This is a genomic window from Saccharopolyspora sp. NPDC045941 (genome assembly GCF_056431445.1).
Map to the genome: position 1 here is coordinate 18,282 of NZ_JBWKKU010000053.1, position 14,882 is coordinate 33,163.

General features: G+C 69.9%; 16 protein-coding genes and 3 tRNA genes. 12 read left to right on the forward strand and 7 right to left on the reverse strand.

From position 1 onward, the window contains the following. The first annotated feature begins 6 nt into the window (after nt 1-6). Together AC07FN_RS33095 and AC07FN_RS33100 are read left to right on the forward strand one after the other, a co-directional pair. The gene (locus AC07FN_RS33095; RefSeq protein ID WP_478399157.1) at nt 7-1,038 is read left to right on the forward strand and encodes a polyprenyl synthetase family protein; all 1,032 of its coding nucleotides are present in this window, start codon (nt 7-9) and stop codon (nt 1,036-1,038) included. Nucleotides 1,039-1,349: 311 nt separating this feature from the next. Continuing rightward, nucleotides 1,350-2,390 (forward strand): LapA family protein, encoded by a 1,041-nt coding sequence (locus tag AC07FN_RS33100; RefSeq protein ID WP_478399158.1) that lies wholly within the window; start codon nt 1,350-1,352, stop codon nt 2,388-2,390. 49 nt (nt 2,391-2,439) lie between these two features. Here the strand turns inward: AC07FN_RS33100 and AC07FN_RS33105 are convergent, their stop codons facing one another. Then, entirely contained in the window at nt 2,440-2,883 is a 444-nt protein-coding gene (locus AC07FN_RS33105; protein ID WP_093265728.1) for an Lrp/AsnC family transcriptional regulator, read from the reverse strand. 74 nt (nt 2,884-2,957) lie between these two features. On the opposite strand from AC07FN_RS33105, the gene ddaH reads away from it, so the two are divergent. Next, on the forward strand, nt 2,958-3,812 hold the full coding sequence (gene ddaH, locus AC07FN_RS33110; protein WP_478399159.1) for a dimethylargininase: 855 nt from the start codon (nt 2,958-2,960) through the stop codon (nt 3,810-3,812). Nucleotides 3,813-3,862: 50 nt separating this feature from the next. Here ddaH and AC07FN_RS33115 read toward each other — a convergent pair whose 3' ends face one another. Next, entirely contained in the window at nt 3,863-4,774 is a 912-nt protein-coding gene (locus tag AC07FN_RS33115; protein ID WP_478399160.1) for a YceI family protein, read from the reverse strand. A gap of 254 nt (nt 4,775-5,028) precedes the next feature. Between AC07FN_RS33115 and htpX the strand changes: the two genes are divergently transcribed. Further along, nucleotides 5,029-5,904, forward strand: coding sequence for a zinc metalloprotease HtpX (gene htpX / locus AC07FN_RS33120; RefSeq protein ID WP_358574906.1), 876 nt, complete (start codon nt 5,029-5,031; stop codon nt 5,902-5,904). Between the two features lie 412 nt (nt 5,905-6,316). On the opposite strand, the gene rfbA is transcribed toward htpX, so the two are convergent. From rfbA to AC07FN_RS33140, 4 genes are all read right to left on the reverse strand, one after another. Next, nucleotides 6,317-7,198 carry a glucose-1-phosphate thymidylyltransferase RfbA gene (gene rfbA, locus AC07FN_RS33125; RefSeq protein WP_478399161.1) on the reverse strand — a complete coding sequence of 294 codons (882 nt, stop codon included), beginning with the start codon at nt 7,196-7,198 and terminating at the stop codon, nt 6,317-6,319. 20 nt (nt 7,199-7,218) lie between these two features. Next, on the reverse strand, nt 7,219-7,710 hold the full coding sequence (locus tag AC07FN_RS33130) for a YajQ family cyclic di-GMP-binding protein (protein WP_132490318.1): 492 nt from the start codon (nt 7,708-7,710) through the stop codon (nt 7,219-7,221). 190 nt (nt 7,711-7,900) lie between these two features. Then, nucleotides 7,901-7,982 (reverse strand) — tRNA-Tyr (locus tag AC07FN_RS33135). A 72-nt stretch (nt 7,983-8,054) separates the two neighbouring features. Further along, nucleotides 8,055-8,363 (reverse strand): hypothetical protein, encoded by a 309-nt coding sequence (locus AC07FN_RS33140; RefSeq protein ID WP_132490316.1) that lies wholly within the window; start codon nt 8,361-8,363, stop codon nt 8,055-8,057. A gap of 104 nt (nt 8,364-8,467) precedes the next feature. Here AC07FN_RS33140 and AC07FN_RS33145 point away from each other — a divergent pair, with 104 nt between their 5' ends. Beyond that, a complete protein-coding gene (locus tag AC07FN_RS33145) occupies nt 8,468-8,725 on the forward strand; it encodes a hypothetical protein (protein ID WP_478399162.1) in 258 nt (85 codons plus the stop codon). 32 nt (nt 8,726-8,757) lie between these two features. Here AC07FN_RS33145 and AC07FN_RS33150 read toward each other — a convergent pair whose 3' ends face one another. Continuing rightward, nucleotides 8,758-9,177: a TIGR03668 family PPOX class F420-dependent oxidoreductase gene (locus AC07FN_RS33150; RefSeq protein ID WP_478399163.1), complete on the reverse strand. Its 420-nt coding sequence runs from the start codon at nt 9,175-9,177 to the stop codon at nt 8,758-8,760. A 28-nt stretch (nt 9,178-9,205) separates the two neighbouring features. Here AC07FN_RS33150 and AC07FN_RS33155 point away from each other — a divergent pair, with 28 nt between their 5' ends. From AC07FN_RS33155 to AC07FN_RS33185, 7 genes are all read left to right on the forward strand, one after another. Further along, on the forward strand, nt 9,206-10,183 hold the full coding sequence (locus tag AC07FN_RS33155) for an alpha/beta fold hydrolase (protein ID WP_478399164.1): 978 nt from the start codon (nt 9,206-9,208) through the stop codon (nt 10,181-10,183). Between the two features lie 313 nt (nt 10,184-10,496). Then, nucleotides 10,497-13,130: a putative bifunctional diguanylate cyclase/phosphodiesterase gene (locus AC07FN_RS33160; RefSeq protein ID WP_478399165.1), complete on the forward strand. Its 2,634-nt coding sequence runs from the start codon at nt 10,497-10,499 to the stop codon at nt 13,128-13,130. A gap of 133 nt (nt 13,131-13,263) precedes the next feature. Next, nucleotides 13,264-13,336 (forward strand) — tRNA-Thr (locus AC07FN_RS33165). A gap of 105 nt (nt 13,337-13,441) precedes the next feature. Then, nucleotides 13,442-13,517, forward strand: a tRNA-Met gene (locus tag AC07FN_RS33170). Nucleotides 13,518-13,584: 67 nt separating this feature from the next. Beyond that, entirely contained in the window at nt 13,585-13,749 is a 165-nt protein-coding gene (gene rpmG, locus AC07FN_RS33175) for a 50S ribosomal protein L33 (RefSeq protein ID WP_010315521.1), read from the forward strand. Between the two features lie 98 nt (nt 13,750-13,847). Further along, complete coding sequence (locus AC07FN_RS33180) at nt 13,848-14,312, forward strand: MaoC family dehydratase N-terminal domain-containing protein (protein ID WP_478399166.1); 465 nt, start codon at nt 13,848-13,850, stop codon at nt 14,310-14,312. A gap of 100 nt (nt 14,313-14,412) precedes the next feature. Next, nucleotides 14,413-14,838: a MaoC family dehydratase gene (locus AC07FN_RS33185; RefSeq protein ID WP_358574915.1), complete on the forward strand. Its 426-nt coding sequence runs from the start codon at nt 14,413-14,415 to the stop codon at nt 14,836-14,838. Nucleotides 14,839-14,882 lie beyond the last annotated feature (44 nt).

Below are 14,882 nucleotides of genomic sequence, written 5' to 3' on the forward strand. Positions count from 1 at the left end.
GGTGACGTGAGCAAGTCAGCGGGTGACCCGATCAACGACCTGTCCGCGGGTGGATTGGGCGGGTTCGTCGACATCGCCGACGAGGCGTTGGCCGACTCGGTGCGGCAGGGCATGGACCGGGTGGAGCGGCTCCTGCGCGAATCCGTGCGCAGTGACCTCGAGTTCGCCACCCGCACCTCGCTGCACCTGGTGGACGCGGGCGGCAAGCGGTTCCGGCCGCTGTTCACGCTGCTGGCCGCGCAGTTCGGCAACCCCGCCGCGGACGAGGTGATCAAGTCCGCCGCGGTGATCGAGATGATCCACCTCGCCACGCTCTACCACGACGACGTGATGGACGAGGCGACCATGCGGCGCGGCGCGACCAGCGCCAACGCCCGCTGGGACAACTCGGTGGCGATCCTGACCGGTGACTTCCTGTTCGCCCAGGCGTCCCGGCTGATCGCCGATCTGGGCGGCGCCGCGGTCCGGGAGATGGCGGGCACCTTCGAGGCGCTGGTCACCGGTCAGATGCGGGAGACCGTCGGGGTCGGCGAGGACGAGGACGCGGTCGAGTTCTACCTGAAGGTGATCTTCGAGAAGACCGGATCGCTGATCGCCACCGCCGGGCGGTTCGGCGCCTGGTTCTCCGGCGCGGACGAGGCGACGATCGACGCCCTGGAACGGATCGGCCGGATCATCGGCACCGGTTTCCAGATCTCCGACGACATCATCGACATCGCCTCGCCGGCCAAGGAATCGGGCAAGACCCCGGGCACCGACCTCCGCGAGGGCGTCCGGACGCTGCCGATGCTGTACGCGCTGGCGGACGCGGAGACCTCCCCTCGGCTGCGCGACCTGCTGTCCCGGCCGCTGAGCGAGGACGCCGAGGTCGACGAGGCGCTGGAGCTGCTGCGCGGGTCCAGCGGGCTCGCGCGGACCCGCGCCACCCTGGACGAGTACGCCGACGACGCCCGCAAGGAACTCGCGTCGCTGCCCGACGTCCCGGCCCGCGAAGCGCTGTCGATGCTGGTCGACTACGTGGTGGCGCGCACCCGCTGATCGCCGGCTGAACCTGTTTCCAGGCTTGTTCTGCGTGGCGGGCGGCCCCTGAGGGAGTTGCTGCGGCCTTCTCACTGTGCAACCACGCCGGGGCTGTCCTCGCCGGGAGAACCCCGCGGCGGTGCGAGTTGCTTGGGTGGGCCAAGCGGCTGCGCCGCTTCGAAGAAGAAGCACACGTGCCCGGAAAGTTGTGCAAGCACCACCCGCGTGTGTCACGAGCCGGGCAAGCTGGTCCGCGGCCGGGGTGCCGCGTGATAGGTATCCCCGGAGAACTGGCGGCGCTGCTGGAGCCCTGAGGAGGGACATCTCTCGTGATCACCTGGCTGTTCACCCAGGTGTGGCTGTGGAGCCTCGCCGCGTTCGCATTGGGTGCGCTGATCACCTGGCTGCTCTTCGTCCGCCCGCTGCGCAGGCAACTGGCCGAACTCAGCGCCGGCTACCCGGAGGGCGAGTACCTGTACGAGCAGGACGAGCCGGCCGTCGCCGAAGCCCCGCTGGACCTGCTGCAACCCGCGCCGCCGCGCTGGGAGCGGCCGGACGACCCCGAGGTCGGCGACTGGGGCCGGGCCCCGCGCGCCTGGGTGGCGCCGGAGAAGGCCAATCCCGAGCGGTCCGACTCGGACAGCGAGTGGTTCCGCCAGTGGGACGAACGCGTGAACGGGGTCGACCAGGCCGACGCCGCCGTGACCGCGGTGCAGCCGCGAGTGCCATCGGCGGCTGAGGCCCCGAAGCCCGAGTTCCCGAAGCCTGAGTTCCCGAAGTCCGAGGAGCCGGATGCGGACGAGCCGACGGAGTCGGTGAAGCCGGTGCAGCCGCCCGCGGAAGTGCCGGTGGAATCGCCGGCCGCGGAGCGGAAGGCGGAGGAGCCCGCGACCGACATCTCGGCGTGGCCGGAGGCCGAGCCCGAGGAGTCGCAGATCTCCGGGCGGCTCGAAGACGCGGACGACGCGACGGAGTCGCGGTTGTCCGGGCAGCTGCGGTCGCTGTTCGAGAACGTGGAGCCGCGCAGCGGCGCAGCGGCCGAGACGCCGTACGTGCCACCGGTCGGAGCGGATGCGACGCAGGTGATCCCGAAGGTCGCAGACCGAGGGCCGGAGAGCGCGGCCAGCGCGGAAGGGTCGGCGGAGCCGCCGCCGCTGCCGCGGCGGACGCCCGGCGCCGGGCCGCGGCCTGGGCGGGAGGGCGGCTCGGGGCCGATGATCAAGGGGCACTCCGCGTCGAGGCAGTACCACAGCCCCGAATCGCCGGCCTACGACAAGATCGTCGCCGACGTGTGGTTCCGCACTCCGGCCGACGCGGAGATCGCCGGTTTCCAGCCCTGGAACGGCCAGCGCACCACGGGAAGCTCGTGAGCGTTTCGGACCGCCATGGCGCTCCAAAACGCTCACGAGGGCAGTCGCCTCACTCCGGTTGGGGCTGGCGTTCCAGGAGCCGGGAGAGCACCACTGTCGACACCGTCCGGCTCACGAACTCGACCGACCGCAGCCGCTCCATCGCCTCTTCGAGGTGGTGGATGTTCGCCGCTCGCAGGTGCACGATCGCGTCCGCCTGCCCCGACACCGTGTAGGCCGCGACCACTTCCGGCAGCGGTTCCAGGCCGTTGCGGATCCGGTGCGCCGGGACGTTGCCGTCGCAGTGCACCTCCACGAACGCCTCCGTGCCCCAGCCCAGCGCCTCCGGGTCCACGACGGCCGTGAACCCCTGCAGCACGCCCTGGTCCAGCAGCTTGTCCACCCGGCGCTTCACCGCGGGCGCCGACAGGCCAACCTCCGCGCCGATCTCCGCGTAGCTCGCCCGGGCGTCGGCCACCAGGCGCGAAATGATTCGTTGGTCCAAGGCGTCCATACGCAACATTCTGCCGTAAAAAACGAACGTAGCGTTATTGATGGGCGTTCAGGAGAACACTTAGATTTCGATTCATGACGGTTACCGCCGATTCGGCTCTTGAGGCCCTCGCGCCGCCCCAGGCCACCACGCGCCACTACGTGATGTGCGCGCCCGAGTACTTCACCGTCGAGTACTCGATCAACCCGTGGATGGACCCGGGCAAGCCGGTGGACGCCGACCTGGCGATGGTCCAGTGGACGGAGCTGAAGCGCACCTACGAGCGGCTCGGGCACGTCGTCGAGCTGGTCGAGCCGCAGCCGGGCCTGCCCGACATGGTGTTCGCGGCCAACTCGGCGACCGTGATCGACGACCGGGTGCTGGGCGCCCGGTTCCGCGCGCCGCAGCGGACCGCAGAGGCCGAGCACTTCCGGCGCTGGTTCGTCACCCGCGGCTACCGGAACCTGGTGATGCCGTCGCGGATCAACGAGGCGGAGGGCGACTTCGCCTGGACCGGCCGGGTGCTGCTGGCGGGTAGCGGGTTCCGCACCGATCCGGAAGCGCACGCGGAGGCCCAGGAGGTGCTCGGGGTGCCCGTGGTCTCGCTGCGGCTGGTCGACCCGCGCTACTACCACCTGGACACCGCGCTGTTCGTGCTGGAGCGCGGCGAGCGGGCGCAGATCGCCTACTTCCCGGATGCCTTCTCGCCCGGGTCGCGCCGCGTGCTGGAGCGGATGTTCCCGGACGCCGTGATCGCCGACGCCACCGACGCCGCCTGCCTCGGCCTGAACGGGGTTTCCGATGGGCGGCACGTGGTGCTGCCCGCGGAGGCGACCGGGCTCGCCGCGCGGCTGGCCGCCCGCGGCTACGAGCCGGTCCTGCTGGACATCTCCGAGCTCCGGAAGTCCGGCGGCGGCCCGAAGTGCTGCACGATGGAACTCCACGCCTGAGGGGGCGGGGTGCGAAGGGCGTCGTTGACCTGCAACGACGCCCTTCTTCGTTACTCGTCCAGGACGGCCTGCACGCCGAGCTCGATGCTGATCGTGGGACCGACCACGGCGATGCCCTTCGCCAGGGTGGCCTGCCAGTTCACCGAGTAGTCCTCGCGGCGCAGCGTCGCGGTCGCGTGGCAGGCGACCCGCAGGTCGCCGTCGAAGCCCGGCCCCTGCCACTTCCGCTGGCCCAGGTAGGTGGTCTCCAACTGCACCGGGCTGCTGGTGCCGCGCAGCGCCAGGCGGCCGCTGATCATCCAGCGATCGGCGCGCAGGTGCGTGAACCGGTCGCCGGTGAAGGTGATCCGCGGGTGGTTGGCCACGTCGAAGAAGTCCGCCGACCGCAGGTGGTCGTCGCGCATCTTCACACCGGTCTCGATGCTGGCCGCGTCGATGGCCACCTGGATCCGCGAGTCCTCGAACCGCGGCGCCACCTCCACCACGCCGTCGTAGTTCTTGAACATCCCGTGGATCTTGGACATGCCGATGTGCTGGGCGATGAACCGGATCTCGGTGTGGTACGGGTCGAACCGGTAGCGGCCCGGGCGCGGCAGTTCCAGCGAGGCGTCCGGCTCCAGGCGGATGCCGCCGAGCGAGCACTGCTGGTTGACCCGCACCTCCACGCGGGTGGTGTACCGGCGGTAGCCGCCCGCGCTGATCGACATCTTGTGGGTGCCGGGCGCGATTGACGTGACGAAGCAGCCGTAGCTGTCGGTGGTGCCGTGCGCGGACCGCTGGTTCAGCCGGTCCAGCAGCGTCACGGTCGCGCCGGGCAGCAGCGAGCCGCTCTCGTCGTGCACCTGGCAGGTCAGCAGGCCGCTGTCGAGCGGCGTCGGGGGGAGGAAGCCGCCGGAGATACCGGTTCGCGCCGGCGTGCCCTTGCTGGTCGAGTGCCGGCGACGCAGCCTGGCGAAGATCATTCAGTGCCCTCTTCTGGTTCTCCGGTCCCCGAACCGGATAAAGGTTGTGATTTCAACTAGCTGACCATGGTAAGCCCGCGAGCCCGGTGGTCCGGCCCTCCGGTGACGTTGGCTTCAGCACATCCGCCCAGCGGAACTACGACTCGCGCCGAGTCGTTTTCTGGGTGACCTTCGGATTACGTGGAAAGGTGTTCTGGGAGGCCATCCATCCCGGTCGGGGAACCGGGACTGGCCCTCGGGCGGAGGCAGGCACGGTGCACAGTCACGTCAACGGTTTGAAGACCGCTCTGCTGCTCGGCGGCATGAGCGCGCTGGTCCTGCTGGTCGGGTCGATCTTCGGCCGGACCGGCCTGGTCATCGCGTTCTTCGTGGCGTTGGGCATGAACGGCTACGCGTACTTCAACTCGGCCAACCTGGCCCTGCGCGCGATGCGCGCCCGGCCGGTGTCGGAGGCCGAGCAACCGGCCATGTACCGGATCGTGCGCGAGCTGGCGACCTCGGCGCGGCAGCCGATGCCCGCGCTGTACATCAGCCCGACGCGAGCGCCCAACGCCTTCGCCACCGGCCGCAACCCGCGCAACGCCGCGGTGTGCTGCACGTCGGGAATCCTCGAACTGCTCAACGAGCGCGAGCTGCGCGCGGTGCTCGGCCACGAGCTCTCGCACGTCTACAACCGCGACATCCTGATCTCCAGCGTCGCCGGGGCGCTCGCCAGCGTGGTGACGTTCCTCGCCAACTTCGGGATGTTCTTCGGCATGTTCGGCGGCAACGACGAGAACCGACCCAATCCGTTCGCGATGCTGCTTGTGGCGCTGCTGGGCCCGATTGCGGCTGCCGTGGTGCAGATGGCCGTCAGCCGCTCCCGCGAGTACCAGGCCGATGCGTCCGGGGCGCAGCTGACCGGGGATCCGCTGGCGCTGGCGTCGGCGCTGCGCAAGCTGGAGCGCGGTACCCAGCTGGCGCCGCTGTCACCGGAGCCCCAGCTGGTGTCCCAGTCGCACCTGATGATCGCGAACCCGTTCCGCCCCGGCGAGCGGTTGGCGAGGCTGTTCTCCACGCACCCGCCGATGGCCGACCGCATCCGCCGCCTGGAAGGCATGGCCGGCCACCAGCTCCCCCCGGCCTGGTGACGCAATTTCAATGAGGCTTTTCCAACCTCGTTCTGCGTGGCGGTGCGAGTAGCGGAACCTCAGAGGCTCCCTGGACTGTGGGTGCCCTGACTTATGTATGCCCAATACACGGCGTCAGGGCCGTCCTCGCCAGGAAACCTCTGAGAACCCGCGGCGGTGCCAGTGTCGTAGGTGGGCTATGCGCCTGCGGCGCATGCGACACCCATCGACGTGCAGCTTTACGACCCGCGACTGCGGGCCGACCAGGATGAAAAAGGCTCAAATGGAAATTGCGGGACAGTAACGGCGTGTCGCGCCCCGACACGCGGCAACCTGTGGACAACCTCGGGTTCCTGTGGACAACTTCCGCAATTTCAATGGAAATCGGACCTTCGATTTCCATTGAAATTGCGTGGGAGGAGGAGTGGACGGGTCAGCCTGAGGCGCCGGAGCGGCGGGCGACGTCCATGACGTACTCGCCGTAGCCCGACTTGGCCAGCTTGGCGCCGAGCTCGAAGCACTCGTCCGCCGAGATGTAGCCCATGCGCAGGGCGATCTCCTCCAGGCAGGCGATCCGCACGCCCTGCCGGTGCTCCAGCACCTGCACGAACTGCGAGGCCTCCACCAGCGAGTCGTGGGTGCCGGTGTCCAGCCAGGCGAAGCCGCGGCCGAGTTGCGTCAGCCGCGCCCGGCCCTCCCGCAGGTAGGCGAGGTTGACGTCGGTGATCTCCAGCTCGCCGCGGACCGACGGCGTCAGCCCCTTGGCGATGCCCACCACGTCGTTGTCGTAGAAGTACAGGCCGGTGATGGCCATGTTGGACTTCGGCTCCGCCGGCTTCTCCACGATCGACACCAGCCGGCCGTCCTCGCCCACCTCGCCGACGCCGTAGCGCTGCGGGTCGCGGACCGGGTAGCCGAACAGGGTGCAGCCGTCGAGATCGCGAACGCACTGCTGGAGAACCCGGGAGAAGCCCTGCCCGTAGAAGATGTTGTCGCCGAGCACCAGCGCCACCGGATCATCGCCGATGAAGTCCGCCCCGATCACGAACGCCTCGGCGAGTCCGTTGGGCTGGGCCTGCTCGGCGTACTCGATGCGGATGCCGAACTGGGAGCCGTCCCCGAGAAGTCGCCGGAACAGCGGCATGTCGGCCGGGGTCGAGATGAGCAGCACTTCCCGGATGCCGGCCAGCATCAGCACCGACAGCGGGTAGTAGATCATCGGTTTGTCGTAGACCGGGAGCAGCTGCTTGGACACGGCCTGCGTCAGCGGATACAGGCGCGTCCCGTTGCCGCCCGCCAGCACGATCCCCTTCACCTGGGTCCTCCAGCGGTGGTTTACCGGAAATTCTCGAACTGGAGCGGGGCGTCGAAGTCGCCGGACTTCAGCAGCTGGATCACGGCCTGCAGGTCGTCCTTCTTCTTGCCGGACACCCGCAGCTGCTCGCCCTGGATCTGGGCCTGGACTCCCTTGGGGCCCTCGTCGCGGATCTTCTTGGAGATCTTCTTCGCGACCTCCTGCGAGATGCCCTGCACGACCTTGCCGGTGGCCCGGAAGATCTGACCGGAGCTGGCCGGCTCACCCATGTCCAGCGCCTTCAGCGAGATGCCGCGCTTGATCAGCTTCTCCTTGAAGACCTCGATGGCGGCCTTGCAGCGCTCTTCCGTCTCCGACTCCAGCACCACGCCGTTCTCGCCCGACCACTGGATCTTCGAGCCGGTGCCGCGGAAGTCGAACCGGTTGGCGAGTTCCTTTGCCGCCTGGTTCAGCGCGTTGTCCACCTCTTGGTGGTCCACCTTGCTCACCACGTCGAAGGACGGGTTTGCCACGTGACTACCTCCTGTTGAGCCGAAGCAGCGCGAGCTGCGAAGTTCTGCCGCCACACGCTACCGGCCAACGCAGCAGACCGGAGACCGGTCGAGCCGGAGTCGATTCGCGCTCGTCCCCGGCACCGGCCACGAACAGCGCAAACGAAGATGCCCCCACGACCGGACCGGTCACAGGGGCATCTTCGCTGAGTGCCAGGTGGAGGATTCGAACCTCCGAAGGCATTGCCGGCTGATTTACAGTCAGCTCCCTTTGGCCGCTCGGGCAACCTGGCGTGCGCACCAGCATCGCTGGCTTGCGAGGAAATAATACATACCGGCCGTCATCGGTATTCCAGGGGGGCCGCTCAGTCCGGCTCGGGGTGGAAGACCAGCGCATCGGCCTGGGCCAGGCCCGCGTCGAGCGCCGCGCGGGCCGTTTCCGGCAGCCCGTCGCGGAAGTCAGGGCCGGCCGCCTTGACGAGCACCATCAGCCGCTTCGCGAGCCCGCGGGCCTGGGTGAGGCGGATCTCCTCGGCCGCCAGCACCTGGCGGGAGTCGGCGATCAGCTTGCGGTAGCGGTGGTTGAGCTCGGCCTGGTCGTCGACGACGTCCAGCGCGCTCGCCAGATCCGCGAGTTCCGCCGTGCTGACCAGGACAAAGTACGGATCGGGCACGAATCCGCAGCCTAGTTGACCCGCGCCCGCCGGCCGCCGGGCGCGGCTTGGCGTCTTCTCGGCAGCACCGGCCGACGCCGCCGCGACCGGGCTAACCTGGGCGGATGGCCATAGATCGAGCAGGTCGGGCGAAGCGGCGGCAGGAGCAGCGCGCCGCGGCGCCGCCCACCCCGGCGCAGTCCGAGGAGCAGCGCCGGACCGCCTCGGCGGCGTTGGGCGTCGAGGGCCTGTTCAGCGCGGGGGCCAGGCATCAGCTGGAACAGCTCGCCTGGGTGGAGGTCGTCAAGGAGGACGACCGGGAGGCGGGCGGCCCGCTCGATCTCGACTCGGACGTCGTCCACCTGGAGCGGAAGAGCGGATAAGAACCCCCGCGACCAGCGGGAATGGCGTTCTGTCACGGCTGTTCGGCCGACCAGGCGCTCCACCGTGTCACCCGGATCACGATCAACGTGCCCGTCGGCGGGTGCTCCCGGTACTGCGGGTACTTCTCCACGAGCGCCGCGACGAGATCCGGGCGCGCCGCGCTGCCGGTCTGCTCCGCCTCGCCGTCGGCGCGCGCCCACCACAGGCGGGACCAGTCGTCCTCGTAGTGGTCGGCGAGCAGCGCCACCTGCGGGTTCGCGGCGATGTTGCGCAGCCGCCTGAGGTTCGTGGTCCGCTTCGGCTTGTGGTCCACTGCGGTGACGATCACATCCCCGCGGATCGCGAAGGTGATCGGCACCAGGTGCGGTCGTCCCAGCTCATCGGCGCTGGCCAGGCGTGCCGACCGTGCCCGCGCGAACCAGGTCCGTGCCTGCTGTTGGCTGATGCGCATCGTCCGGTCCGGTCCGTATGTTCGGAGTGTGCCTTCGGCTCCATCCACCCCAGGGTCCGCCACCGTCGTCGGCCCCGGCTACCGCGACCAGCAGTACTGGCTCCGCTACCAGGACTTCTTCCCCGGTGCGCTCCGCGTCACCGCCGAGAACGCCCCGGCCGAGCAGTGGTGGCCGTGGCGCGGCACGGCGGTCCACCTCGACCGCGTCGCGCGCCCGAGCGCCCCGACCAAGCTGATCGCGTTGCACGGAGTCGGCACCTACGGCCGCATGCTCGCCCCGTACGGGCGGCTGCCGTCGCTGGCGGACTTCGAATTCATCGCCCCCGACCTGCCCGGCTTCGGCCTGACCGGCGCCTCCCGGCGCGCGATCACCTACCGGGACTGGGTTTCCTGCGTGCTCGACCTGGTCGAGGCCGAGCGGGCCCGCGACGAGCGGCCGATCGTGCTGCTCGGCGTCAGCACCGGCGGCCGGCTCGCCTACGACGTCGCCGCGCAGGCCGGCGGCGCGGTGGCCGGCGTGATCGCGACCTGCCTGGCCGACCCGCAGCGCGACGACGTCCGGCGGCGGCTCGCGGCCCGGCCGGAGATGGCCCAGTGGGCCGGGCTGCTGACGCTGGTCCCGAAGCCGCTCGCGGCGGCGCGGGTGCCGGTGCACTGGCTGACGAACATCGCCGCGGCGTCCAACCACGGCCAGTTCGCCAACCTGGTGTGGGCCGACGAGATCGGCGGCGGAAGCTGGCTCGCGCTCGGCTTCGCCCGCAGCTGCCTGGCCACTCCGCCCGCGGTGGCGCCCGAGGACTACGCTGGGCCGCCGCTGCTGCTGGCGCACCCCGACGACGACCGGTGGACGCCGCTGCTGCTGTCCCGCCAGTTCTTCGACCGGATCGCCGGGCCCACCCGCTTCGCGACGCTCAGCGGCGCTGGCCACCTCCCGGTGGAGGAGTCGGGGCTGGCGGATCTCGACCGCGCGGTCCGGGATTTCCTCGACGAGTTCGGACTGCAGTAGTAACCGTCCGTTCTCGCCGGTCGCGTACGGTATTCGGCCCGATTGGTTGCTGCGGCGATCATCACAAATCTCCGGGGTGCGCCTCGCCGCACCCGCCGGACCGCGGCACCCGGCGGTCGTTGTGAAATCTTTGCTGGTCAACTCCCGATGCTGTGCAAGGATGTCGCCGCGAACCACCCGCATCAACGCAGCTGCGTGCGTCCAGCAGATGCGACGGGGACCATTGGCCCCTGGCCTTCCGCGCGGTCGTGCGTCACGATTTGCCACGGCATTCGTGTGGTGCGCACGCGCCGCCGGCTTGGGAGGAGCGTGGATGATCGAGCGTCACCGCTCCCTCGGTCCGCAATCCAGCCTGGAATCCGCCCGCCCGCCGGTGCGCGCCGAGGTGGATCCGGTCCGGCGCCGGATGTTCACCGGGTTCTCGTTCGTGGTCCTCGCCGCCGGCCTCCTCGCGTCCGCCGCGACCTCGGCCTGGTTGCCCTTCCACTACCGCTCGGACCTGCTGTTCATCGGACCGCTGCTGGCCATGGGCTTCCTGCTGGCCGAGCAGCTGACCATCGACGTCGACGTGAAGCGGGTCGGTTGGACCATCTCGTTCACCGAGATCCCGCTGATCCTCGGGCTGCTGACGGTGCCGTTCGAGGTGGTGCTCGCGGCCAACCTGCTGGCCGGGCTCGGCGCGCAGGTCGGACGTCGCGCGGCCACCCACGTCGTCTACAACGCGGGCGTGCTGTGCCTGGAGATCGCGGTGCCGTTCGCGGTGGCAAACGCGGTCAACCTGGCGCTGGTCGACGTGGCCCCGGCCTGGTTCGGCCCGGTCGTCGGCACCCTGACGTCGCCGCTGATCAGCTGCGCCTTCGCGCTCGCCGCGCTGCACGTGCTGGGCGGCGCGATGCGGGTGTCCGCCGGTGTCCGGCTCGCGGTGAACACGCTGGCCGTGGGCCTGCTCAACACCTCGGTCGGCCTGGTCGGCTACGAGGTCTCGATCAGCACGCCGTGGGGCTGGCTGCTGGTGGCGCTGGTCGCGGTGGCCGTGATCGGCCTGTACCGCGCCTACTCCGGCCTGCTGCGCGAGCAGCGCGACCTGGAGGCACTCAGCGACGTCAGCCTGAGCGTGGCCCGCTCCGGGCAGACCGCCGCGCACGGCCCTTCAGACGCCGTGGCCGGCGAGCCGGAGGTGTCGGTCAGCGAGTGGGAGCCGGTCGCGGAGCGGATCCGGGAGCAGCTGAACGCGACCCGCGTGGTGCTGCGGCTGCGGCTGGATCCGAGCGGCGAGGTCAGCACGCTAGTCGCGGGGGAGTCGCTGCCGGAGATGGCGCAGCAAGCCGCGCCCTCGGCATTGCGCGACGATCCGCTGCTCCAGCTGCCGGGCAGCCACGTGCGTTCCTTCCGGACGCTCGAAGCGCCCGAAGAGGTGCGGCGCGCGCTGCGCCAGCGCGGCGCTTATGAGGCGCTCGTAGTGCCGCTGCGCGGCGCGAGCCAGTTGCTCGGGGCGGTCGAGGTGCACGACCGGGTCAGCCGGTGGCGCGGCTTCGGCCGGGCCGACGTGCGACTGCTGCACACCCTGGCCAGCCACCTCGCGACCGCGATGGACAACCGCCGCCTGCTCGCGCGGCTACGGCACGACGCCTACCACGACCCGCTGACCGGCCTGCTCAACCGGACCGGCTTCCGCGAGATGGCCGCCGAGGAGCTGCGCAACGGGCGCACTGCGGTCGTGCTGCGGATGGACCTCGACGTGCTCACCACCGTCAGCGAGGCCCTCGGCTACACCTGGGGCGACCGGATGATCGTCGCCGCCGGGCGCCGGATGCGCGACGAACTCGGCGAGGCGCCGCTGGCCAGGCTCGAAGCGAACTCCTTCGCGGTGCTGCTGCTGGACCACAGCGAGGCCCAGGCGCACGAGTTCGCCCAGCACCTGCGCGAGGTGATCGGCAAGCCGTACCCGCTGGACCGGATCGTCGTGGAGGCCGCGGGCGTCGCCGGGTACGCCTCGTCCGCGCCGGCCGACGGCGAGTGCGAGACCGACATCGACACCCTCCTGCAGCGCTCCGACGTCGCGGTCCGGGCGGCCCGCAACGGCGAGGACGGGGTGCGCGGCTACGCCCCCGCGATGGGCCAGGTCTTCCTGCGCCGCTTCCAGCTGGTCACCCAGTTCCGGCAGGCGCTGGACACCGGCCAGGTCGAGGTGCACTACCAGCCGAAGGTCGCGCTGCCCGAACGCCAGGTGGTGGGCGCCGAAGCCCTCGTGCGCTGGTCGCACCCCGAGTACGGGCGGCTGGACCCGGACGAGTTCGTGCCGCTGGTGGAGGCGACCGGGCTGGTCGACGCGCTCACCGCGTTCGTCATGGAGTGCGCGCTGATCAAGATCCGGAAGTGGATGGATCGCGGCCTGCGGATGTCGGTGGCGGTGAACCTGTCGGTGCGCAACCTCGCCGACGAGACCTTCCCGGACCGGGTCGGCGAGGCGCTGCTGCGCCACGACATCCCGCCGGAGCTGCTCACCTTCGAGCTGACCGAGTCCAGCGTGATGGCCGACCCCGAACGCTCGCTGCCGCTGCTGCGGAGGCTGCACGCGATGGGCGTGGTGCTGGCGGTGGACGACTTCGGCACCGGCTACTCGTCGCTGGCCTACCTGCGGCAGCTGCCGGTGGACGAAGTGAAGATCGACAAGAGCTTCGTGCTCGGCATGGGCACCGATCTCGGCGACATGGCGGTGGTGCGCTCCATCGTCGAGCTCGGGCACTCGCTGGACCTCGCGGTGGTCGCCGAGGGCGTCGAGGACGACGCCGCCCGCGATCAGCTGGTGGAGATGGGCTGCGACGTCGCCCAGGGCTACCTGATCTCGCGCCCGCTCTCGGAGGAGCGGTTCGAGGCGTGGCTGCAGGCCCGCACCAAGCGCGGCCGGGGCGCCCGGTCCGAGACCGTCCTCACACTCCTGCACTGAGCCCGGTTTTCGCCCCCATGCGCCGCCTGTGGGGTGAAAACCCCGTCATGACCTGCGTTTTCGCAAAAAGGTACCCCCCTGTTTCGAGGGGGTCCGGGCGGTGTGTAAAGTTCTAGACGTTCCGCAAGGAAACGCCCCAATAGCTCAGTCGGCAGAGCGTCTCCATGGTAAGGAGAAGGTCTACGGTTCGATTCCGTATTGGGGCTCGAAAGGCAGCTGCGGTACTCGGTAAACTGGGTGCTGTGGCTGTTTTGCATGGGATATCCTGCGTCGGCTGAGGCGCGAGGTGCGTGCACCGAAGGTCCCAGCATGGCGGTGTAGCTCAGTCGGTAGAGCAAGCGGCTCATAATCGCTGTGTCGCCGGTTCAAGTCCGGCCACCGCTACCAGTCACGGGTTCGCACGGATCTACGGCGAACCGTTCCGGATTTACGACCGAGAGAGAAAGGCACCCCCGTGGCCGCCACCGACGTCCGACCCAAGATCACGCTGGCGTGCGAGGAGTGCAAGCACCGCAACTACATCACCAACAAGAACCGGCGCAACGACCCGGACCGCTTGGAGATGAAGAAGTTCTGCCCGAACTGCGGTACGCACAAGCTGCACAAGGAAACCCGCTGATCGAGCGGTTTCAACCCCAGCTTCAGCGAGAGCCCGCCCCCGGTACCCGGGGGCGGGCTCTCGTCGTTGTGCCCAGGTGTGCCGGGTAGCCTGCGGGCGTGCCGCTTGACCAGTCATTCATCGGGCGTGAGTACCCGCCCACCGTCACCTACGAGGTGGGCCGGGAGAAGATCCGCGAGTTCGCCGCGGCCATCAAGGACGACTCGCCGCTGTACCGCGACGTCGACGCCGCCAAGGCCGCCGGATACCCGGACGTGATCGCGCCGCCGACGTTCGCGGTGATCCTCTCCATGGCCGCCCACGACGCGATCGTCGAGGACCCGCAGCTCGGCCTGGACTACAGCCGCGTGGTGCACGGCCAGCAGGACTTCACCCACCACCGGCCGATCCGGGCGGGCGACCGCCTCGTCACCGTGGTGCACGTGGACGACATCAAGGTCCGCGCGGGCAACGACTTCCTGACGGTGCGCGCCGAGATCGGCACCGTCGACGGCGAGCCGGTGTGCACCGCGAAGTCGATGCTGGTGGCCCGCGGCACGACCGACGAGGAGGAGGGCGCATGAGGAGCCCTGTGCCAACCCGAGTCCTCCTCAACCGCACCTCAGGGGAACGTGACGCTAGCCAGCTACAAGAAACGGCGAAACGCGGAGAGGCGGAACTGGCATGAGCGTGCGGATGTCCGAGGTCGCCGTCGGCGACCAGCTGCCGGTGCTGAGCGTGCCGCTCACCCGTGCCGATCTGGTCCGCTACGCCGGGGCGTCCGGCGATTTCAACCCGATTCACTGGAACGAGCGGTTCGCGACCGAGGTCGGCCTGCCCGACGTGATCGCCCACGGGATGCTCACGATGGCCGTCGCCGGCCGCCTGGTCAGCGAGTGGACGGGCGACCCGGGCGCGATCGTGCACTACGGCGTGCGGTTCACCCGGCCGGTGGTGGTCCCCGACGACGGAACCGGGGCGCTGGTCGAGCTGTCCGGCAAGGTCGCGAAGAAGAACGACGACGGCACGGTGAAGGTCAGCATCACGGCCCGCAGCGCTGACCAGGGCGTCCTCGGCGGCGCCAGCGCCACCGTCCGCCTCCCGGAGTAGTGAGAACGCGAAAGGCGCCCCCGGCCGAGCCGCCGGGGGCGCCT

Excerpts from the sequence above, each read along its gene's own strand:
- AC07FN_RS33145 (WP_478399162.1), top strand. The coding sequence starts at position 8,468 with ATGGCCATAGATCGAGCAGGTCGGGCGAAGCGGCGGCAGGAGCAGCGC.
- AC07FN_RS33150 (WP_478399163.1), bottom strand. The coding sequence starts at position 9,177 with ATGCGCATCAGCCAACAGCAGGCACGGACCTGGTTCGCGCGGGCACGG.
- AC07FN_RS33105 (WP_093265728.1), bottom strand. The coding sequence starts at position 2,883 with ATGGACGCCTTGGACCAACGAATCATTTCGCGCCTGGTGGCCGACGCC.
- ddaH (WP_478399159.1), top strand. The coding sequence starts at position 2,958 with ATGACGGTTACCGCCGATTCGGCTCTTGAGGCCCTCGCGCCGCCCCAG.
- AC07FN_RS33115 (WP_478399160.1), bottom strand. The coding sequence starts at position 4,774 with ATGATCTTCGCCAGGCTGCGTCGCCGGCACTCGACCAGCAAGGGCACG.
- AC07FN_RS33160 (WP_478399165.1), top strand. The coding sequence starts at position 10,497 with ATGATCGAGCGTCACCGCTCCCTCGGTCCGCAATCCAGCCTGGAATCC.
- AC07FN_RS33185 (WP_358574915.1), top strand. The coding sequence starts at position 14,413 with ATGAGCGTGCGGATGTCCGAGGTCGCCGTCGGCGACCAGCTGCCGGTG.